General features: G+C 55.8%; 12 protein-coding genes. 3 read left to right on the forward strand and 9 right to left on the reverse strand.

Translation table 11 applies throughout. The annotated features are described in order from the left end of the window. Positions 1-18 precede the first annotated feature (18 nt). The 5 genes from mdtC to galR all read right to left on the reverse strand — a co-directional run bounded on the left by mdtC (position 19) and on the right by galR (position 10,038). Positions 19-3,102 carry a multidrug efflux RND transporter permease subunit MdtC gene (gene mdtC, locus J5224_RS00450; RefSeq protein ID WP_264623472.1) on the reverse strand — a complete coding sequence of 1,028 codons (3,084 nt, stop codon included), beginning with the start codon at positions 3,100-3,102 and terminating at the stop codon, positions 19-21. Further along, entirely contained in the window at positions 3,099-6,218 is a 3,120-nt protein-coding gene (locus J5224_RS00455; protein ID WP_264623473.1) for an MdtB/MuxB family multidrug efflux RND transporter permease subunit, read from the reverse strand. Before J5224_RS00455 ends, mdtC begins: the two co-directional genes overlap by 4 nt. Continuing rightward, complete coding sequence (locus J5224_RS00460) at positions 6,218-7,471, reverse strand: MdtA/MuxA family multidrug efflux RND transporter periplasmic adaptor subunit (RefSeq protein WP_264623673.1); 1,254 nt, start codon at positions 7,469-7,471, stop codon at positions 6,218-6,220. The genes J5224_RS00455 and J5224_RS00460 overlap by 1 nt, the downstream gene beginning before the upstream one ends. A gap of 155 nt (positions 7,472-7,626) precedes the next feature. After that, positions 7,627-8,817, reverse strand: coding sequence for a NupC/NupG family nucleoside CNT transporter (locus J5224_RS00465; RefSeq protein WP_264623474.1), 1,191 nt, complete (start codon positions 8,815-8,817; stop codon positions 7,627-7,629). Positions 8,818-9,027: 210 nt separating this feature from the next. Continuing rightward, a complete protein-coding gene (gene galR, locus J5224_RS00470; protein ID WP_264623475.1) occupies positions 9,028-10,038 on the reverse strand; it encodes an HTH-type transcriptional regulator GalR in 1,011 nt (336 codons plus the stop codon). A 235-nt stretch (positions 10,039-10,273) separates the two neighbouring features. Here galR and galT point away from each other — a divergent pair, with 235 nt between their 5' ends. Then, positions 10,274-11,335, forward strand: coding sequence for a galactose-1-phosphate uridylyltransferase (gene galT / locus J5224_RS00475; protein ID WP_264623476.1), 1,062 nt, complete (start codon positions 10,274-10,276; stop codon positions 11,333-11,335). Then, positions 11,322-12,497: a galactokinase gene (gene galK / locus J5224_RS00480; protein WP_264623477.1), complete on the forward strand. Its 1,176-nt coding sequence runs from the start codon at positions 11,322-11,324 to the stop codon at positions 12,495-12,497. Before galT ends, galK begins: the two co-directional genes overlap by 14 nt. On the opposite strand, the gene mgtE is transcribed toward galK, so the two are convergent. Further along, positions 12,486-13,910, reverse strand: a complete 1,425-nt coding sequence (mgtE, locus tag J5224_RS00485; RefSeq protein ID WP_264623478.1) for a magnesium transporter — start codon at positions 13,908-13,910, stop codon at positions 12,486-12,488. The two genes, galK and mgtE, sit on opposite strands and share 12 nt — an antisense overlap. 111 nt (positions 13,911-14,021) lie before the next feature. After that, positions 14,022-14,486: a DUF1456 family protein gene (locus tag J5224_RS00490; RefSeq protein ID WP_264623479.1), complete on the reverse strand. Its 465-nt coding sequence runs from the start codon at positions 14,484-14,486 to the stop codon at positions 14,022-14,024. A gap of 631 nt (positions 14,487-15,117) precedes the next feature. Here J5224_RS00490 and J5224_RS00500 point away from each other — a divergent pair. Further along, positions 15,118-17,070 carry a methyl-accepting chemotaxis protein gene (locus tag J5224_RS00500; protein ID WP_264623481.1) on the forward strand — a complete coding sequence of 651 codons (1,953 nt, stop codon included), beginning with the start codon at positions 15,118-15,120 and terminating at the stop codon, positions 17,068-17,070. Positions 17,071-17,113: 43 nt separating this feature from the next. On the opposite strand, the gene ppx is transcribed toward J5224_RS00500, so the two are convergent. Both ppx and ppk1 read right to left on the reverse strand, forming a co-directional pair. After that, on the reverse strand, positions 17,114-18,646 hold the full coding sequence (gene ppx / locus J5224_RS00505) for an exopolyphosphatase (RefSeq protein WP_264623482.1): 1,533 nt from the start codon (positions 18,644-18,646) through the stop codon (positions 17,114-17,116). Positions 18,647-18,655: 9 nt separating this feature from the next. Continuing rightward, positions 18,656-20,719, reverse strand: a complete 2,064-nt coding sequence (ppk1, locus tag J5224_RS00510; protein WP_264623483.1) for a polyphosphate kinase 1 — start codon at positions 20,717-20,719, stop codon at positions 18,656-18,658. Positions 20,720-21,091: the final 372 nt, after the last annotated feature.

The following is a 21,091-nucleotide window of genomic DNA, read 5'->3' on the forward strand; positions in this document are numbered from 1 at the left end:
TTGTTTACTGGCTGCGCGTCAAGATGACGTGACGCTAGCTGAGTTACGCCGCCGAGCCAGCCAGCCGCGCAGACGATCGAAATAGAGGTACACCACCGGTGTGGTGTAGAGCGTGAGCAGTTGGCTCATCACTAACCCTCCGACGATGGTAATGCCGAGCGGTTGGCGTAGTTCAGCACCGTCACCGCTGGTCAACACCAGCGGCAGCGCACCAAAAATCGCGGCCAGCGTCGTCATCAAAATGGGGCGGAAGCGCAACAGGCAGGCTTGGAAAATCGCCTCTTGTGCACTTAACGTCCCGCCGCGCTGCGCTTCCAGCGCGAAATCCACCATCATGATGGCGTTTTTCTTCACGATACCGATCAGCAGCAAGATACCGATCAGGGCAATCAGACTGAAGGGGGCACCAAACCCTTTCAGCGCCAGCAGCGCGCCAACCCCGGCAGACGGCAGCGTCGACAGGATAGTCAGCGGATGCACATAGCTTTCGTACAGGATCCCTAACACGATGTAGACGGTAACAATCGCGGCAATGATCAGCAGCACCTGCGCACTTTGTGACTGTTGAAACGCCTGTGCCGTACCGGCAAATTGTCCGCGCACCGAAGAGGGCACTCCTAACGCGGTCATACTGCGCTCAATGGCTGCCGTGGCGTCAGAAAGTGATACCCCTTCCGGCAAATTAAACGAAACGGTTGACGCGGCTGACAGCCCCTGATGATTGACAGACAGCGGGGCGTTGATCGGGCGCCAACTGGCGAACGCCGACAGGGGAATCGGCTCTCCGGCGCTGTTAAGCACAAACATCTGGTCCAGCGCGCTAACATCCTGAGTATATTTGGATTCGACCTCCATCACCACTTTGTATTGGTTGAGCGGCTGATAGATGGTGGAAATTTGACGCTGCCCGAACGCATTGTTTAACAAGGCATTGACGCTGGAAACGCTGATACCGAGGCGTGCAAGGGTATCCCGGTCGTAGGTCAGCGCCATTTCCGAGCCTTTATCCTGCTGATCGGAGTTAACGTCAGCCAGTTCAGGGAGTTGGCTGAGCGCGAGGCGAATTTTTGGCTCCCAGGCACGCAGTTCGTTCAGATCGTCGGACAGCAAGGTAAACTGGTAGCCGGCATTGGATTCCCGTCCGCCGATGCGAATATCCTGCACCGGCATCAGAAACAGGTTGGCCCCTGGCTCCTGCGCCAGCTTGCCGCGCAGGCGGGCGATCACCTGTTGAGCGCTCATTTTGCGTTCGGCCAGCGGCTTGAGCGTAATAAACATCGAGCCTGCGTTGGTGCGCGAGCCGCCGGTAAAGCCCGTCACGTTATCCACCGCAGGATCGTCGCTGACGATCACCATAAAATCGTGCAGCTTGTTGCGCATTGCCTGAAATGAAATGCTTTGATCGGCCTGAATAAAGCCCATCACGCGACCAGTATCTTGTTCCGGGAAAAAGGTTTTGGGAATCGAGATATAGAGCCAGACGTTAAGCCCGATGGTGCCAATCAGAATGAGCAGCACCCAGCGTGCATGTTGCAACACCCAGCGTAGCGAACGGCCATACTGCTGTTGCAACGCGACCAGCAGGCGACCAAAACCGCGCTTGCGCGGCTGGCTGTGCGTTGCATGGCTGCGCAGCAGACGCGCGCACATCATCGGTGTCAGGGTGACGGAAATGATCAGCGAAATGGCTATCGCGGCAGACAGCGTGACGGTGAATTCACGAAAGTAGCGCCCCGGCAATCCGCCCATCAGCAGCAGCGGCAGGAACACCGCGACCAGCGACAGGCTCATTGCCAGTACGGTAAAGCCGACCTCGCGCACCCCTTTCAGGGCGGCCTGCATTGGTTTCATGCCAGCTTCAATATGGCGCGAAATGTTCTCCAGCACCACGATGGCATCATCCACCACAAACCCGGTGGCAATCGTCAGTGCCATCAGCGAGAGGTTATTCAGGCTGAAACCGCACAGGTACATCGCCGCGAAGGTGCCAATCAATGACACCGGCACGGCAATGGCTGGGATCAGCGTGGCGCGTCCTGAGCGCAGGAACAAGAACACCACCAGTATCACCAGCGCCACAGCAATCACCAGTGACTGCTCCACCTCGGCCAGTGAAGCCCGAATGGTCGGCGAGCGGTCTTGCGCGATGTTCAATTGAATGGCAGCGGGCAGGCTGGCACGCAGTTCCGGCAGCGCGGCGCGCACGTTGTCCACGGTGGCGATGATATTGGCATCGGGAGCGCGTTGCACCACCACCAGCACGGCGGTTTTGCCGTTTGCCATCCCGGCGTTGCGTGTGTCCTGCACGCCGTCTTTGACCTGCGCCACGTCGCTCAATCGTACCGGCGCACCCTTGTTGTAATGCACCACGATCGGTGCGTAATCCGCCGCCGTTTTCAGCGCATCATTGGTTTGCACCTGCCAGCGTGCTTGCCCATTGTCGATGTTGCCCAAAGGCTGTTTTACGTTGGCTTTGGCAATGGCCTGACGCACCGCATCCAATGCGATACCTTGATTAAACAGCGCCTGAGGGTTCAACTCAACGCGCACGGCGGGCTGTGAGGCGCCGCTGACCGTCACATCGCCCACGCCGTCCATTTGAGAGATGCGTTGCGACAGCTGATTGGTGGCGAAGTCGTAGAGCTGGCCCGAGTTGTAGGTGTCGGAAGTTAATGTCAGCACCAGAATCGGCGCGTCGGCTGGGTTGACCTTACGGTAGGTCGGACGGCTTGACATGCCGGAGGGCAGCAGGTTCTGTGCGGCGTTGATCGCTGACTGTACGTCGCGCGCCGCGCCGTTGATATCACGCGAGAAATCGAACACCAGTATAATACGGGTTCTGCCCAGCGAACTGGTCGAGGTCATCTCTGTCACCCCGGCGATGCGCCCGAGCGAACGCTCCAACGGCATGGCGACAGAGGTCGCCATGGTTTCCGGCGAGGCACCGGAGAGCGAGGCAGAAACCACGATCGCCGGGAAATCCACCTGCGGCAGCGGGGCAACCGGCAGCAGGCGGAAGCCGAGCACGCCGCACAGCGCAATCGCCAGCGTCAGTAACGCGGTGGCGACCGGGCGGTGAATAAACAGCGCGAAAAACTTCACTGTGCGTCTTCCTCTGGCTGCTCGGCACGACGCAGACGGTGTGCCAGTCGGTCAAACAGCAGGTAAATCACCGGCGTAGTGAACAGCGTCAGAATCTGGCTCATGATCAACCCCCCCACCATGCAGATACCGAGCGGTTGGCGCAGTTCGGCACCGACACCGTTGCTGAGCATCAGCGGCACGGCACTCAGCAACGCCGCCAGGGTCGTCATCAGGATCGGGCGAAAACGCAGCAGACAGGCCTGATAAATGGCATCGTAAGGCGTCATGCCTTGTTCGCGTTCCGCCGCCAGCGCGAAATCGATCATCATGATGGCGTTCTTCTTCACAATGCCGATCAGCAAAATGATGCCGATGATGGCAATCACATCCAGTTCGTTGCCCGCTGCCATCAGAGCCAATAGTGCACCAACGCCAGCGGTCGGCAGCGTGGAGAGAATGGTGATCGGGTGAATAAAGCTTTCGTACAGCACGCCGAGCACAATGTACATCGCCACAATCGCCGCCACGATAAGCCACACGGTGCTGCTCAGCGCCGCCTGAAACGCCAGCGCGCTGCCCTGAAAGTGGGTGACGATATCCGCTGGCATCTGCAACTGCTGCTCCGCTGCCGTGATCGCCTGCACCGCTTCCCCAAGGGAATAACCGGGGCTAACGTTAAATGAAATGGTGGTAGCCGGGAACTGATCGATACGGTTCAGCGCCAGTGGACCACGCCGCTCTTCCAGCGTGGCAACGGCGTTCAGCGGTACGCTGTTGCCATCACTGTTTTTGATGTGCACTTCATTCAGTGCGCCGATCCCGGTGGTGTGCGCCGTCTGTTGCGCCAGCACCACGCGATATTGATTCGACTGCGTGTAGACCGTTGAGACCAGACGCTGTCCAAAGGCGTTATACAGCGCATTGTCGATGGCGGACATGGTGAGTCCGAGGCGGCTGGCTGCATCGCGGTTGACGTTGACATAAGCTACCGCCGCATCATCCTGCCAGTCGCTGCTCACATCCTGTAGCTGCGGCAACTGTTGCAATTCGCGCATCAGCGGCGGTACCCAGTGACTCAAATCCTCCAGCGACATTGCTTGCAACGTGAACTGGTACTGAGTGCGGCTGACCTGGGTGTCGATAGTGAGATCTTGCACCGGTTGCAGATAGAGCGTGATACCGGTGAGCTGCGCGGTTTTTTCCTGCAAGCGGGCGATAATGTCTGTCAGGCGATCGCGTCGTTCACTGAGCGGTTTCAGGTTGATCTGCAAGCGTGCGCTGTTCAGCGCCGCGTTGGTGCCATCCACGCCGACAAACGAAGAGACGCTCAATACTGCCGGATCCTGCATGATCAACGATACGGCCTGCTGCTGGCGCTGTGCCATATCGGCATAGGAGACGCTTTGCGGTGCCTGCAACGTACCCTGAATCATGCTGTTATCCTGAACCGGGAAAAAGCCTTTGGGGATCCACAGATAGAGCAGAACGGTAAGCACCAGCGTGCCGATTGCCACGCTCAGGGTGATCCACGGGTGGTTCAACACCCGGCGTAAGCCTTTGCCATACAGCGCGACCAACCGTGAGAAAAAGCGTTCGCTGGCGCGCGTAAAGGCATTTTGTCGATTCAGGCTCTGATGCGTGAGTAACCGGGCGCACATCATCGGGGTCAGCGTCAGGGAAACGATGCCAGAGATCAGGATTGCGACCGCCAGCGTAATGGCAAACTCGCGGAACAGACGGCCAATGATATCGCCCATAAACAGCAACGGGATCAGCACCGCAATCAGTGAGAAGGTCAGTGAGATAATGGTGAACCCAATTTCCCCCGCGCCTTTAAGCGCCGCGTGCAGCGGTTTCTCCCCTTTTTCGATATAGCGTGAAATGTTCTCGATCACCACGATGGCGTCATCCACCACAAAGCCGGTGGCAATGGTGAGCGCCATCAGCGTCAGGTTGTTGATCGAAAAGCCAAGGAAATACATGGCGGCGAAGGTGCCGACCAGAGACAAGGGCACCACAATACTGGGGATCAGCGTGGCGATGGCATTGCGCAAAAATAGGTAGATAACCATGATCACCAGCGCAATCGCCAGCATCAGTTCAAACTGCACATCTTTCACTGACGCGCGGATACTGGCGGTGCGATCGGTGAGCGTAGTGACCGTCACCGATTTTGGCAGGCTGGCGGTTAACGTCGGCAGCAGATTACGCAGGCTGTCCGTGGTGGTGATCACGTTGGCACCCGGCTGTCGCTGGATATTGATGATGATCGCCTGTTCACGGTTGGCCCAGGCACCTAGCGCGGTGTTTTCCGGGGCTTGTTCTACGCTGGCGACATCGCGCAGGCGTACCGGTGCGCCATTGCGCCAGGCAACGATCAACTGGCGATAATCCTCGGCGGATTTCATCTGGTCGTTGGCTGACAAGGTTACCGCGCGCGTTGGGCCGTCCAGGCTGCCTTTGGCGGAGTTGACGTTGGCACTGGTGATGGCGCTGCGCAGGGTTTCGCTGTCCAACCCGTAGGAGGCCAGTGCGTTGGCGTTAAAATTGACCCGCACCGAGGGGCGCTGTCCGCCCGCCAGTGAGACACGACCGACGCCAGAGACTTGCGCCATTTTCTGCGCGATACGGGTTTCCACCATATCCTGCACCTGCGTCATCGGGATGGCGCTAGAAGTCACCGCCAGCGTCATGATCGGCGGATCGGCCGGATTGACTTTACTGTAAATGGGCGGATAGGGCAGATCGCTGGGCAACAAATTGTTGGCGGCGTTGATCGCGGCCTGTACATCCTGCTCTGCGACATCCAACGGCAATGTCAGTTGGAATTGCAGGGTGATCACCGATGCGCCGCCCGAGCTTTGCGTCGACATCTGTTTCAACCCGGACATTTGCCCGAACTGACGCTCAAGGGGGGCGGTGATCGCTGATGCAATCACATCCGGGCTGGCACCGGGGTAGAGTGTCACCACCTGAATGGTCGGATAGTCCACCTCTGGCAGCGCAGAGACCGGTAATGCCCGATAGCCAATAATCCCCGCCAGCAGGATCGCCAACATCAACAGGGTGGTGGCGATAGGGCGCAGGATAAACAGGCGGGATGGGCCCCCGCCTGCCGGAATCTCCCCTTGCATCAGGGTTTCTCCCCGCGCGTGGCGTGTTTGGGCGGCGGTGTGGTTGTGGCGCTAGCGGCGCTAATCACTTCCACCTGTGCCCCTTCGGTTAAGCGGTCGATACCGTCAGTCACCACGCGATCGCCCTCATTCAGGCCAGCCGTTACCACCATCTCCTGACCGTATTGAATACCGACCGTCACACTGTGTTTACTGACCTGGCTTTTCTCATTCAGCACCCAGACAAAACGTCCTTCGCTGCCCATCTGAATGGCGGACAGGGGAACCAACAGCGCGTTTTGCAAGGTGGTTACCTGCATGCGCACATTGACAAACTGGTTGGGAAACAGGGCGTCGTCGCTGTTTTCAAAGCGGGCTTTCAGCTTGATAGTGCCCGTGGTGGCATCAATCTGGTTATCCATGCTGAGCAGGCTGCCTTGTGACAGCTTGTGCTGGTTGGCGCGATCCCAGGCTTCAACCGGCACGGCTTGGCCCGATTTCTGTGCGCTCAGCACCGTGGCGATATCACCTTCCGGTAACGTGAAGATGACATCAATCGGGTGCGTTTGGGTCAACACCACAATACCGGTGCTATCGCCGCTGGTGATGTAGTTGCCCACATCCACTTGTTTAAGCCCCACGCGGCCATTAATCGGCGAGGTGATGCGGCTATAGGTGAGCTGCAATTCCGCGCTGGCAACAGACCCTTCATCGGCCTTGACCGTGCCTTCAGCCTGATGCACCTGCGCTGCCTGCGCATCCAATTCCTGACGGGAAATCAGGTTGGTTTTAATCAGTTGTTGGTAACGCGCCAGATCCTGACGCGCATTGGCCAGCGCGGCCTGATCTTTTGCCAGTTGCCCTTGTGCCTGTGTCAGCGCCACCTGATAGGGGCGTGGGTCGATTTCTGCCAGCAGATCGCCTGCTTTGACCTGCTGTCCTTCCTGAAAATGCAGGGCCATCAGTTCGCCGTTAACCCGGCTGCGCACCGTTACGGTATTGGCAGCGGTAATGGTGCCCAATCCCGAAAGGTAATAGGGCACCGCTGCAGCGCGTGTGGTCGCTGCCTGCACGGGGGGCAATGCGCGCATGGCGGAACGCCGTCCGCCACCGCTGCCCGCATTGCGCGCGGGTGCACTGTTATTACTGGCTTCCTGACGGGCTGAAGGGGACGTCGCCGGGGCATCGGCGGGGCGCAGATAACGCCAGAGGACAACGGCGGCGATAACCGCAAACGCAAGCAACAGCAGACGAAAAAGGCGAGTAGTATTCATCATGGTTTACGAATCGAGTGGCAGCCAGTATTAACACAATGAGCGTAGTCTACTGTGTTTTACGCAAATAATAATGAAGGAAATGTGGAAGAAATGTCAGGGTTTGTAGTGTATAGCGGGCGGCCCGATGGCCGCCCGACGATCGTCGTGGCAAATTACAGCACCAGCCCGGCGATTGAGGCAGAGAGAATGCTGACCAACGTAGAGCCGTAGACCAGCTTCAGGCCGAAGCGAGACACCACGTTGCCCTGATTCTCATTCAACCCTTTGATAGCACCGGCAATGATACCGATAGAAGAGAAGTTGGCGAACGACACCAGGAACACAGAGAGGATCCCGACGCTGCGTGGTGACAACTGGCTCGCCACTTTTTGCAGCTCCAGCATGGCAACGAATTCGTTAGACACCAGCTTGGTCGCCATGATGCTGCCCACTTGCAACGCTTCATTGGCAGGAATCCCCATGATCCAAGCGAAGGGGAAGAACACATAGCCCAGCATTTCCTGGAAGCTGATACCGAACACGGCGCTGAAGATGGCGTTAACCATGGCAATCAGCGCAATAAAACCGATCAGCATGGCGGCGACGATACAGGCCACTTTGAAACCGGCGAGAATATATTCTCCCAGCATTTCAAAGAAGCTTTGGTTTTCATGCAGATCGCGCAGTTGCAACTCGGGTTCGGCATCCACTTTATACGGGTTGATCAATGACAACACGATAAAGGTGCTGAACATATTCAGGATCAGCGCCGCCACCACGTATTTGGAATCCAGCATGGTCATGTAGGCACCGACGATGGACATCGACACCGTCGACATCGCGGTGGCTGCCATGGTGTACATGCGTTTTTCCGACATCTTGCCCAGAATATCTTTATAGGCGATGAAATTTTCCGATTGCCCCAGAATCAGTGAGCTGACCGCGTTAAACGACTCCAGTTTCCCCATGCCGTTCACCTTGGACAGCACCGTACCGATGGCGCGAATCACGACAGGCAGCACCTTGATGTGTTGCAGGATCCCGATTAATGCCGAGATAAACACAATAGGGCACAACACTTTAAAGAAGAAGGAAATCAGATTCTTTTCGTGGTTGACCATATCGCCAAACACGAAATCAGTCCCTTGTCCGGCAAAGCCGAGCAATTTATCAAAGACGGCGGCAAACCCTTTTACGAAGCCCAGGCCCACGTTGGAATACAAGAAGAACCACGCGAGCAGAATTTCAATCACTAACAGCTGAATAATAAAGCGGATACGAATGCTTTTACGGTCGCGGCAGACAAGCAGCGCCAAACCAGCAACGACAAGCAGTGCCAACGCAAATTGCGCAATATGGGTCATGAGAGCTCCGAAAAGTAGGCGGGGTAACGTTTCCCACGCCATTCTAGGTAACGAGAAAGCTAAAAATGCGATAAAACACGCAAAAGTATAATTATATCGTGGGAATAGCGCTAAGTTGAATAGCTTATTGCAGGGCGCTGAGTGAGGGGGGAAGCAAACGTAACCAATAAGCGCGTGGGCAACCCGGTTTGGAGATGCCCGTATCGCCTGCTAACGTGCTTGGGTTAAGGACTGCACCGAGTGACGGCGCACCAGTGTCGGTGTAAAGGTGTTGGTGACCGTCGCCAGCACCTGACCTTGTGCCAGCGCAATCGCCAACTCGGCGGCTTGCGTCGACATGGCTATCACCGGATAGCGAATGGTGGTCAAACGTGGACGCAAATAGCGTGCAATAAGCACATCGTCAAAGCCTATCAGGGACACGTCCTGTGGCACCTCAATGCCGTTGTCGCTCAATACTGCCAATGCGCCAGCCGCCATCGAATCGTTGTAACACACCACGGCGCTGAAAGGCACACCGCGACTCAGCAGTTCGCGCATCGCTGCCTCACCTCCGGTTTCATCCGGTGCCGCGCGGGCAATCAGGCGGCTATCCAGGGCAATACCGTGGTCGTGCAGGGCAGCGCTGTAGCCCTGTAAGCGATCGTCGGCGTCGGAAATCGGGTGATCGGAACAGATAAATGCAATCGCTCGATGCCCTTCCTGAAGCATATGTCGGGTTGCCAGCCAACCGCCGTGGCGATCGTCCAGCGCCACGCAGCGCGACTCGAAGCCGGGCAGAATGCGGTTGATCAGCACCATGCCGGGAACGTGCTGCATAAACGCGCTCAGTTCCGCATCGGGCAACATTTTGACGTGCACCACCAGCGCCGAGCAACAGTGGCGTAGCAACTGTTCGATAGCTTGACGCTCCATTTCCGCATCATGGTAGCCGTTGCTGATCAGTAAAAAATTGCCCGTGGTTCTGGCTGTGCTATCGACCGCTTTTACCATCGCGCCAAAGAACGGATCGGACACATCCGCCACCACCAGCCCCAGGGTTTCTGCATGCTGATGCGCCAGTGCGCGCGCATTGGCATTGGGATGATAGCGCAATTCGGCCATGGCGTTCTGCACCGCATCCCGCGATGCCTGGCTGGCTTTTGGCGAGTCATTGATGACCCGTGAAACCGTTGCCACGGAGACGCCGGCCAGGCGCGCAACATCCTTTATGGTTGCCATCGGTAGTTTCCCTGTCTGTGTTGATGGTGATTGGTTTATGTGATCGGTATCAATATCAATCGTGCGTGTTGCTATTCTCATTTATCACGCTTACTGCCTACAATGAGGGTAATCGTTTACACAGCGTTTGCAACTGGCTTTTTTACGATTTTCATCGCGCCGTGTGAAAACGCATTACACTGCATGCGCTCGTCAACGCACCACAGATATTGCTGCTGTTTAAGGAGTGTCAGGAATGTCATTCGATCCCACAGAGCACCCGCATCGTCGTTACAATCCGCTGAGCGGCGAATGGGTGTTGGTTTCTCCCCACCGCGCCAAACGCCCCTGGCAGGGCCAGCAGGATGAGCCGGACAGGCGTCTGTTACCGGCTCACGATCCCGATTGTTATCTCTGCGCGGGCAATCGGCGCGTTACCGGCGAGGTGAACCCTAATTACACCCACACCCATGTGTTTCGCAATGATTTTTCCGCGCTGATGGAGCAAACCCCTGCGCTGGCGGCAAGCGATGACCCGTTGTTTCAAACGCAAAGCGTGCAAGGCACCAGTCGCGTTATCTGTTTCTCGCCTGACCACAGCAAAACATTGCCGGAACTCTCGCTGGCGGCATTGGCGCACGTGGTGACGGCCTGGTGTGAACAAACCGACATACTGGGAAAACAGTATCCGTGGGTTCAGGTGTTTGAAAACAAAGGCGCGATGATGGGATGTTCTAACCCGCATCCGCATGGGCAAGTGTGGGCCAACAGTTTTTTACCCACCGATATCGCCAAAGAGGACAGGCAGCAGCGCGCCTATTTTGAGCGTCACGGCACGTCACTGTTGCTGGATTATGCCCAGCGTGAGCAGGCGGAGCAGGTGCGCTGTGTGGTGGAAACGGAACACTGGCTGGCGGTGGTGCCCTATTGGGCCGCCTGGCCGTTTGAAACGCTGCTGCTGCCGCGCAGCGCGGTACAGCAGTTGCCGCAACTGACAGCTGCGCAGCGCAGCGATTTGTGTCTGGCACTGAAAAAGCTGACCAGCCGTTACGATAATCTGTTTCAGTGCGCGTTTCCCTATTCCATGGGCTGGCACGGTGCGCCGTTTGTTGAAGGCGATAACGCACATTGGCAGTTGCATGCGCATTTCTATCCGCCACTGCTGCGTTCGGCCAGTGTACGGAAGTTTATGGTGGGCTACGAAATGCTGGCGGAGCCGCAGCGTGATTTGACGCCGGAACAGGCGGCAGAGCGCTTGCGCAGCGTAAGCGATATTCATTTTCGGCAACAGCATGAGGTGAACGATGGGACGGATTAACAGCGTGCGGCAACAGGTCGATGCCGTGTTTAACGCCACTTTTGGCTACGCGCCTGCGGTGCAGGTGCAGGCTCCCGGGCGCGTCAACCTGATCGGTGAGCACACGGATTACAACGACGGATTTGTGTTGCCCTGCGCCATCGATTACCACACGGTGATTGCCGCCACCCCGCGTGCCGACAACCTGGTTCGGGTGGTGGCCGTCAACATGGAAGAGCAGCAGGACAGCTTTGACTTAACGCAGACGATTGAACCGCATCCACAATATCTCTGGCCGAACTATATTCGCGGCGTGGTGAAGTATCTGCTGGCGCGCGGATTGACCCTAGGCGGCGTGGATATGGTGATTGCCGGAAACGTGCCAACCGGTGCCGGGCTCAGTTCCTCCGCCTCACTGGAGGTGGCGGTCGGGCAGGTGTTTAAAACGCTCTATGCGTTACCGCTCAGCCCGTTGGATCTGGCGCTGAACGGCCAGCAGGCAGAAAACCATTTTGTCGGCTGTAACTGCGGCATCATGGATCAGTTTATTTCCGCGCAGGGCGTTGCGGGTCATGCGTTGCTGATTGACTGCCGTTCATTACAAGGCACGGCGGTGCCGATCCCACCGGGATTGGATGTGCTGATCATTAACTCGAACGTACGACGCGGGCTGGTGGACAGTGAATACAACACCCGGCGTGCGCAGTGTGAGGCGGCAGCACAGCATTTTGGTGTGAAAGCGTTGCGTGATGTCTCACTGACGCAGTTTGAAGCCCACCGTGCGGGGCTGGATCCTGTCGTGGCACAGCGCGCACGCCATATCGTTACCGAAAACCAGCGCACGCTGGAAGCCGCCGCGGCGCTAACGGCGGGGGATATCCCGCGTCTTTCCCGTTTGATGGCGGAATCGCACCGCTCAATGCGTGATGATTTTGCCATTACGGTGCCGCCCATCGACACGCTGGTTGCGCTGATTGACGACTATATCGGTGAGCGCGGTGGGGTTCGTATGACCGGAGGCGGTTTCGGCGGCTGTGTTGTCGCGCTGTTGCCCACAGCGTTAACGGCAGCGGTGTGCGAGCGGGTGGCGCGGGAATATCCGGCCCGCACCGGCTTGCCGCCTACGCTTCATATCTGCCAGCCGTCGGCAGGGGCAGGGGTGTTGCCTGCATCAGGGCAGTAAAAACAGGGTCGCGAGCCCGAGGAAGATAAAAAAACCGCCGGTATCGGTGAGCGCCGTAATCATCACGCTGGAGCCGATGGCGGGATCGCGGCCCAGTTTGACCATAGCCAGCGGGATGGTCACTCCCATCGTGGCGGCCAGCAGCAGGTTGAGCATAATAGCCAACATCATGACGCCGCCCATGGCGATGTTGCCGTACAGCAGCACGGTGATGACGGCGAGCACGGCACCCCACACCAGACCATTGACAACGGCGACGCCCAACTCTTTGAACAGCAGAGTCGATTTTTTGCCGTGATCCAACTGGTGCAGCGCCAGCGCGCGCACGATCATGGTGATGGTTTGATTGCCGGTATTGCCGCCGATGCCAGCGACAATCGGCATTAACGTTGCCAACGCCACCAGATGCGCCAGCGTGTCTTCAAATAAACCAATCACCCTGGATGCGATCAAGGCGGTACAGAGGTTGATGGCCAGCCAGCCCGAACGGTTTTTTACCGCTGTCGCCACCGGCGCATAGACATCTTCTGACGCCGTCAATCCGCCCGAGCGGCGCAGATGGTGATCGCTGGTGCGGTTAACCCGGTCCAGAATATCTTCCACGGTGACGCGCCCCAACAGCTTGCCTTTGCTGTCGACAACGGCAGCGGAAATCAGATCGTAGCGTTCGAATGCGCTGGCGACATCATCAGTCTCCGTTTCCGGTTCGAACAGAATCGGCTCAGGATCCATAGCTTGCTCAACCCGCGTGTTTGGCTTGTGTAGCAGAATATTGGTCAGCGTGAGTTCGCCCAGCAGGCGGTTTTTACGATCGGTGACAAACAGTTTATCGGTAGCGTCGGGGATCACTTTACGCCAACGCAGAAAACGTTGTACCACGGCCAGCGTAACGTCCGGTCGCACCGTCAGCAGATTGAAATCAACCAGATAACCGACAGAATCTTCATCGTACTGGATGGTTTCTCGCAGTTGTGCCCGCTGGTGGGGTTCCAGCGCGGTAAGAATACGGCCCAGCAAGTGGCGTGGCAGACGGCGCGCTAACTGCGCCTGCTCATCAATATCCAGTGGGCGAATGGCGCGCAGGATATCTTTGTCGCTCATCTGGGCGATCAGACCATCAGAAATGGTGTCCGAGGCCTCATACAGCACAAAGCCGCGTTTCTCGAGCGGCGTCAGGCACCACAGCGCCTGCCGCGCTTCGGGCGGCAGCGATTCCAGCAGGTCTGCAAGGTCAGCAGCATGTAATTCAGTCAGTAGCGCACAGATCTCGGCGGTGTGATCGAAAAGCCGCTTTTTTTCATCCTCAGCAACCGGGGGCTGCTGGGTGATGATGCTTTCCACCAACGCAGGATCGTCCAGCAACAACAAGGAAATGCGGCGGCGAATGGCCGAGAGCTTTTTGACGCTTGGCATGATCGTTTTTCTCAGTGATTATCACGTTCACGTGCTAGAAATCGAGCATTGTCAGTGTCTTTTACGATGGAGAGCCAGACAATGCTCATGCCTTTCGTTGATGGGGCGCTCTTATCCTTTCCGTACCCGTGCAGCCAGCCCTTTCAGAAAGTAGCGTATAACCTGATCGCCGCAGGTGCGATAGTTTTTGTGGTCAGGTGAGCGCATCATGGCGGTGATTTCCGGCAGTGAAATGCGAAAATTTTGTGTCAGCAGAATCGCCTGAATATCATCCGTTTTTAATGAGAAAGCGACACGCAGTTTTTTCAGGATAATGTTATTGGTCATCTTGCGCTCAAACTGTGGCGCAGGCTGTTTTTCATCTTGACCGCGTTTTTGCAGAATCAGCCCAGTCAGAAAATAACTCAGCACGATATCCGGGCAAGGCTGATAGCCTTCCTCTCCCTCTTTTTTGACGTAGCTCGCCAGCTGCTGGGGAGGGACAGTCATCTCCACCAGTGCCAGAATCTTTAGCAGGTGGTCATTATTGAAATTCAGCATATAGCGCACGCTGCGCAAGACATCATTGTTCATCATTACCGTTTTTTCTCGCCATTCGTTTTAGTTATTGTTGGAGAGTATAAGGGATCGCGTAAGATGTGACACTGAAGTGTTAAAACAGGGGGCGCGCTACTCTTTTTTAACGAAGGAAAGCGTGGGGTTGACCGGCGATGATTTCAGCGTTTGTTCGATACGTTGCTGTTTATCTTGATGATGGAAAAAGGCACTAACGGAGGAGTAAGCGAAACGGCCTACGAGGATAAAGAAACTGATCAGGAGAATCGCTTGCGCAATTCGCGAACCGCTTCGTCTCTCGCGGGACGATCGTCGCTTGTTGGGCTGGGTTGACAGGGGGGGGCGTCGCTTGTGAATCAGGGTAGCCATTATTATCACTCTCGTATCCGCGCTTATGCGCTGTTTCTATTTATCCATAATTGATGATGTTGGTCAATCCTTCGACTTACTTTTGTGATCCTGATGGATTTCACCACGCACAGCGTGGTGAATATTTGGGGTTTCTGTGCCATACATAATAAATAGATACAACGCCAATCATTGATACCGAGACTAAGAATAAGCCTTGCTTATCGACGTAGATAAGCGGGCGTGATGTTCGTCATTTTGACACAGTAAACCTGCCCTTAAATGGAATATGGAGCGGCTTCTAATGCAGATACTTCACCGCATTTCGATGCGTAATAAATTCCTCCTCGCGCTGTTACCGATGGTGCTGGCATTGCTGTGGCTCAGCGCATTGGGGATGAATGAGCGCCGTCAGACAGAACGTGAAATGAACCGGATGGAAACGCAGATCCAGTTAGCGCGAGATGCGGGAGAGTTGGTGCACCAACTGCAACGGGAGCGGGGGATGAGCGCCGGTTATTTTGGTAGCCAGGGCAAGGCCTTTGGCCCCGAGTTGCAGACGCAGCGCCAGGAAACGGATAAAGCCGCTATCGCTTTCCAGCAGCGTTATCGCGACATAGATACCACCTGGCTCGGCGGCGATGTGGCTAAAAACTTTACGCAGGTGGCCGATTCGCTCAAGACACTGGCGTCGCTCAGAGATCAGGTAAACAGTATGTCGATACCGGTGAATACTGCGCTGGGCGCCTACACCGACAAAGTGACGGCGCTGTTGGAAGGGATTGGTCAGATGGCGCATTTGGTGCGCGATGCGGGGATCACCCAGCAAATTACCGCGTATTACAGCTTGCTGAATGCCAAAGAACAGGCAGGGATTGAGCGCGCCGTGTTGTCGAACGTTTTTTCTGCTAATCGTTTTGGCGAGGGGATGTTTGTTCGCCTGAACCAATTGGTGGGACGCGGCGATGCCTATATTGCCAGCTTCAGAACTCTGGCATCGCAATCACTGCGTCAGGCGTTTGACCGCGCAATAAGTTCCAGCGTTGCGCAAGACGCGCAGGCACTGCGCCAACGGGCGATTGACGCACCGCAAGGGGAATGGAATATCGATGGTGCGCAATGGTTTTCGTTGCAAACACAGAAAATCGACCAGCTTAAAAGTATCGAAGAACAGGCGGTGACAACGCTGTTGAGCGATGTCCAGCGCTTGTCTGCGAGCGCACAGCGGGCCTGGATCATCTACCTGAGTGGCACGCTGCTGGCGATCGGGCTGGCGCTGGCACTGGCAGCGATGATCATGCGTAGCATTAACCGGCAGTTGCAGGATACCTTAACCACCATCGCCGAAATGGGCGGAGACTTGACGCAGCGCCTGTCCGTGCCGGGAACGGATGAACTGTCACGGCTTAACCGTGCCTATAACCAATCGCTGGAGAGCATTGCGAATCTGGTGACGAAAATCAAAAACAGCGCCACGACCATCGGACGGGCCAGCAATGAGATTGCCTACGGCAATCATAATCTGGCACAACGCACGGAGCAGCAGGCGGCGTCGCTGGTGGAAACCGCCAGCAGCATGGAGCAAATCACCGCCACCGTGCAGCAGACCGCCGATTTCGCGGCTCAGGCGCGGGAACTGACCACCACGGTTGATGAGCAGGTGCGCAACATTGGTGATATTACCTCCTCTGCCCGTGACGCCATGAGCAAGATCCAACAAACCAGCCAACGGGTGACCGAGATTGTCACGGGCATTGATGCCATCGCGTTTCAAACCAACCTATTGGCGCTCAACGCGGCGGTGGAAGCAGCACGAGCGGGAGAACACGGGCGCGGCTTTGCGGTGGTAGCAACCGAAGTGCGCCAACTCTCGCAGCGCAGCGTCGATGAAGCCAATAAAATTCGTGCGCTGATTGCTGACAGCCTTTCCAGCGTGGAGGAGGGCAGTGCGCTGGTATCACAATCTCATCGCGGGTTAAATGAGATCATCGATGGCACCAGCAAAGTAAAAGCGCTGGTGGGGGACATCGCCATTGCGGCGGGCGAGCAATCGCTGGGGATCGCCCAGATCAACGTGGCATTGAGCCAGTTGGAGCAGGTCACCCAGCAGAATGCCACGTTGGTGGCTGAAGCCTCGACGGCGAGCCAGATGCTGGATGGACAAGTGGCGGGCATGACGGAGTTGGTCGGGCGTTTTCGCGTAGAGCCTTCCGAACCGGTTGTTGAAAATGCGCCGTTTCTGCTGGCAGACGCGTAATGTCAGGGAAACAGCCCTGCGCTCCTAAAGGGAGCGTAGGGGGTTAATTGGCTTCTTCTATCAGCAATTTCCAGCCGGTCACGTCCAGCCAGTACGCCTGCTCTGCTTCCAGATCGAGCTGTACCAAGGCGTTTTGGGCGAAATAGCCCTGCGGAAAGGTGAGCGTCCAGTGGTTGTCGTCGGTGCTGAGGTGCAGCGAATCCGGCGGCGTGGTCGCCTGACGCTGGTTGTTGAGCAAGCTTGCCAGCCGCAGAATCTGCACCATCGGCAAATACTGCTTTTTCTTGAACAGGTTAAAACGCGGCAGTTCTTCCAGCTTGATGGCTTTGCGCTGCAAGCGCACCATCAATGACAGCATCAACTGCTGCTCCTGATTGAAGCCGGGCAGGTTGGTATTTTGCAGAATGTAGGCAGAGTGGCGCTGCATGCCCGCGTGGTTGATGCTCAGGCCCACTTCGTGCAGCATAGCGGCCCATTTCAGGATCGCTTCTAACTGTGGATGCACCAGCGACGGGTTTTGCACTGCCCACTGGGTAAAGAGTAATTCAGTGGTTTCCCGTACCCGGCGCGCTTGTTCCCTGTCGATATTATAGTGGCTGGCCAGACTCAGCGCGGTGCGGATACGAATATCCTGATGGCGGAAACGGCCTTCCATTTCATACAGCACCCCTTCGCGCAGCGCGCCGTCCGACAGGCGCAGCGATTTGATGGCCAGCGCATCGAAAATCCCGCACAGAATCGCCAGTCCGGGCACCAACACCGATTGCCGGTCTTCCGACATGCCCGGCAAACTCAGGGATTTGAAGGTTTTAAACTGCAAAATCTGATCGCGCAGCATATTGAGCCGATCGAGGGTGATCAGACCGTCTTTCTCGCCCATTTCCACCAGAATTTCATGAGCGGATTTAATGGTGCCGGACGCACCCAGCGCATAGTCCCAACCATAAATGCGGTATTCCCAGGAGAGGGTTTCCAGCTTCTGTACCGCGGCTAAACGCGCGCGTCGGAAATTCTGCTCGCTGATTTCACCGTTCGGGAAAAATTGTTGTGCGAAGCTGACACAGCCCATACGACGGCTTTCGACCAGTATTGGCTCAAAATTCTCCCCGATAACCAACTCGGTGGAGCCGCCGCCGATGTCGATCACCAGCTTGCGCCCTTTCTCTGGCTGAGTGTGCTCCACGCCCATAAATATCAGGCGCGCTTCTTCATGGCCGGAAATGATCTCGATGGGATAAGGAATAATGTCGGCCGCGCGGCGCAAAAAAGTCTGCGCGTTGGCGGCTTCACGCAGGGCATGGGTGCCCACGATCGAAACGTTGTCAGGGGAAAAGCCTTGCAGCCGCTCAGCAAACAGCGCCAGGCAGCTTAAGCCACGCTCCATGGCTTCTTCGCTCAGCATGTTGTTGCTGTCAAGGCCATCTGCCAGGTGTACCCGCTGTTTCAGGCGGCTTAACACTTGCAATGCACCGTTGACCACACGGGCAACCACCATATGGAAACTGTTGGAGCCAAGGTCAACCGCGGCGAATTCCTGCGGTGTTTCTTTATCGGTATCGGTTTGTATCAGGGGCATTTTTCTTGCCTATTCGTCGGGTTGCTCAAGGGCCTTGAGGTACTCGTAAATGGCCGTCTGCGCGCGGACCTTACGCCGGTTGCCGCGTGCAACATAGCGATTACTCAGCTCTTTATCAACAATACGTGCTTTAACCGTATCGCTGAACAACAGATCCAGCGTGTCCAATATCTGCTTTTTCAGCGCCGGGTCGAGGATTTCAGCTGCCACCTCGATGCGATAATCGATATTACGTGTCATCCAGTCCGCAGAAGAGATATACACCTTGCTGTCTCCTCCATTATGGAACACATACACCCGATCGTGCTCAAGATAGCGATCTAAAAGACTAATGACTTGAATATTTTCGCTGATGCCGGGCAGCGAAGGGATCAGCGAACACATACCGCGCACCAGCAGGTTGATCTTCACCCCTGCGGCGGAAGCTTCATACAGTTTTTCGGCCAGATCTTTATCGACCAGATTGTTAACTTTGAGGGTAATCACCGCAGGAAGGTTGTTTTGTGCGTTGGTGATTTCGCGATCGATCAGTTTGTGCAGCCGGGAGCGCGAGTTCTGTGGTGACACCAGTAAATACTCGAAGCTGACCGGGCGGTAAGGGTTCTCGATAAAGTTGAACACGCTGCGCACTTCATTGGTGATACGTTCATCGGCGGTCAGCAGTGAATAATCGGTATAAAGCCGGGCGGTTTTTTCGTTAAAGTTGCCGGTGCCGATGTGGGCGTAACGCACGATGTTTTCCCCTTCACGGCGGGAAATCAGGAACAGCTTGGCGTGAATTTTCAGCCCCGGCACGGAGAAAATCACGTGCACACCGGCTTCCGTCAGGCGCTTGGCCCACTGGATATTCGCCTCTTCATCAAAGCGCGCCTGCAATTCCACCACCACGGTCACTTTTTTACCGTTATGCGCCGCGTGGATCATCGCATTAATGATGCGCGAGTCTTTTGCCACGCGATAAATATTGATTTTGATCGACAGTACGTTGGGGTCGAACGAGGCCTGACGCAGCAGTTCCAGCACGTGCTCAAAGGTGTGGTACGGATAGTAAAGCAACACATCACGCTCACGAATGGCATCGAACCCGTTACGGAAATGGCTGAAACGGGTATGGCGCAGACGTGGCAGGGGTTTGTTTTCCAGATTCGGGCGGCCCACGTTGGGGAAGCTGATAAAGTCTTTAAAGTTGTGGTAACGCCCGCCGGGGATGATGGAGTCATAAGACGAAATGCCCAATTTTTCCATCAACATGTCCACCATCGCATCCGGCATATCGCGTTGATAGACAAAGCGCACCGGTTCGGCGGTCAGGCGCTGTTTCAGGCTGGAGGACATCAATTCCAGCAGACTGGACTCCATTTCCGTGACCAGATCGTACTCTGCATCACGCGTCATTTTCATGGAATAGGCGTTGAGCGCATCGTAGTCAAAGAAGCCTCTGAAGATATCATCCAGGCAGTAGCGCAGAATGTTATCCAGCAAAATCATGGTTTTTTTTCTGCGCGATGATTCTGACGGCAGGTTAATGAAACGCGGCACCTTGTCCGACGGGATCTCCAGCAGCGCATAGCGGATCTCATTACCGCGAATAATCTCTACCGCCAGATAGGTGTAGTCATCTTTCAAAAACTCCACCAGATCGGTTTCTGGTAGAATAAGAATCGGCGTGATGTGCTTGCGCAGGTTTTGGCGAAAATAGTCGCGCAGCCACTCCTGCTGAAGCGTAGAAACCTGACGCTCATTCACCAAAAAAATGTGGTTGCGCGCCATCTCCAACAGCAGTTCGTTATACAGGTTATCGAACACCTGATCGGTTTTTAGTACACGAGCCTGAATTTTACCCAGTAAATGGCGTAACCCGCCAGCGGAGCCCTGTTCCTCGTTAATCAGAATCCGTCTTTTCAGATCGGCGAAGCGCACTTTGTAAAATTCATCGAGGTTGTTGGAGTAGATGCCCAAAAAGCGCATGCGCTCAATCAACGGATTACTCTGATCCGCGGCTTCTTGCAACACGCGTTCGTTGAAGGATAACCAACTTAGTTCTTTCTCGATGAAGAGCTTGTCCTGACTCATTGTCACTCCGTTAAATCGTTTACTGACGGTGCACCCACTCTCTACACGCCAATGATGGCGGATTTATGACGGCGTGGCGCTATCTTGTTCTTTGTAACCCATTTTTTATGCGACGCCGTCTCATTGCTGAAAAATCACGATCGTTTTGTACACAAAACAACCTGAATGCCGCGCCCGGTAGGGACGTGCGTTAAAATCGTTCTTACAGAACGTCTTACCATTGTCATATTATGAGTGTAAAGGCAACATATGCTACCCCGATTTCATCGTAGGGGTGAGAAAAGCAATCCGCTACGGTGTTTGAGGCAATCTCCATCGTGCGGGATGGGCGACGCAGGGCTTTTTGTTCGCCATTCACTAACAGAACCTGAC

It is taken from the genome of Candidatus Symbiopectobacterium sp. NZEC135, from assembly GCF_025962695.1.

Bases quoted from the DNA above. Each gene is read 5' to 3' on its own strand.
- J5224_RS00460 (WP_264623673.1), bottom strand. From the start codon at position 7,471: ATGAATACTACTCGCCTTTTTCGTCTGCTGTTGCTTGCGTTTGCGGTT.
- J5224_RS00490 (WP_264623479.1), bottom strand. From the start codon at position 14,486: ATGATGAACAATGATGTCTTGCGCAGCGTGCGCTATATGCTGAATTTC.
- galR (WP_264623475.1), bottom strand. From the start codon at position 10,038: ATGGCAACCATAAAGGATGTTGCGCGCCTGGCCGGCGTCTCCGTGGCA.
- J5224_RS00465 (WP_264623474.1), bottom strand. From the start codon at position 8,817: ATGACCCATATTGCGCAATTTGCGTTGGCACTGCTTGTCGTTGCTGGT.
- J5224_RS00500 (WP_264623481.1), top strand. From the start codon at position 15,118: ATGCAGATACTTCACCGCATTTCGATGCGTAATAAATTCCTCCTCGCG.
- J5224_RS00455 (WP_264623473.1), bottom strand. From the start codon at position 6,218: ATGCAAGGGGAGATTCCGGCAGGCGGGGGCCCATCCCGCCTGTTTATC.
- ppk1 (WP_264623483.1), bottom strand. From the start codon at position 20,719: ATGAGTCAGGACAAGCTCTTCATCGAGAAAGAACTAAGTTGGTTATCC.
- galK (WP_264623477.1), top strand. From the start codon at position 11,322: ATGGGACGGATTAACAGCGTGCGGCAACAGGTCGATGCCGTGTTTAAC.
- mgtE (WP_264623478.1), bottom strand. From the start codon at position 13,910: ATGCCAAGCGTCAAAAAGCTCTCGGCCATTCGCCGCCGCATTTCCTTG.
- galT (WP_264623476.1), top strand. From the start codon at position 10,274: ATGTCATTCGATCCCACAGAGCACCCGCATCGTCGTTACAATCCGCTG.
- ppx (WP_264623482.1), bottom strand. From the start codon at position 18,646: ATGCCCCTGATACAAACCGATACCGATAAAGAAACACCGCAGGAATTC.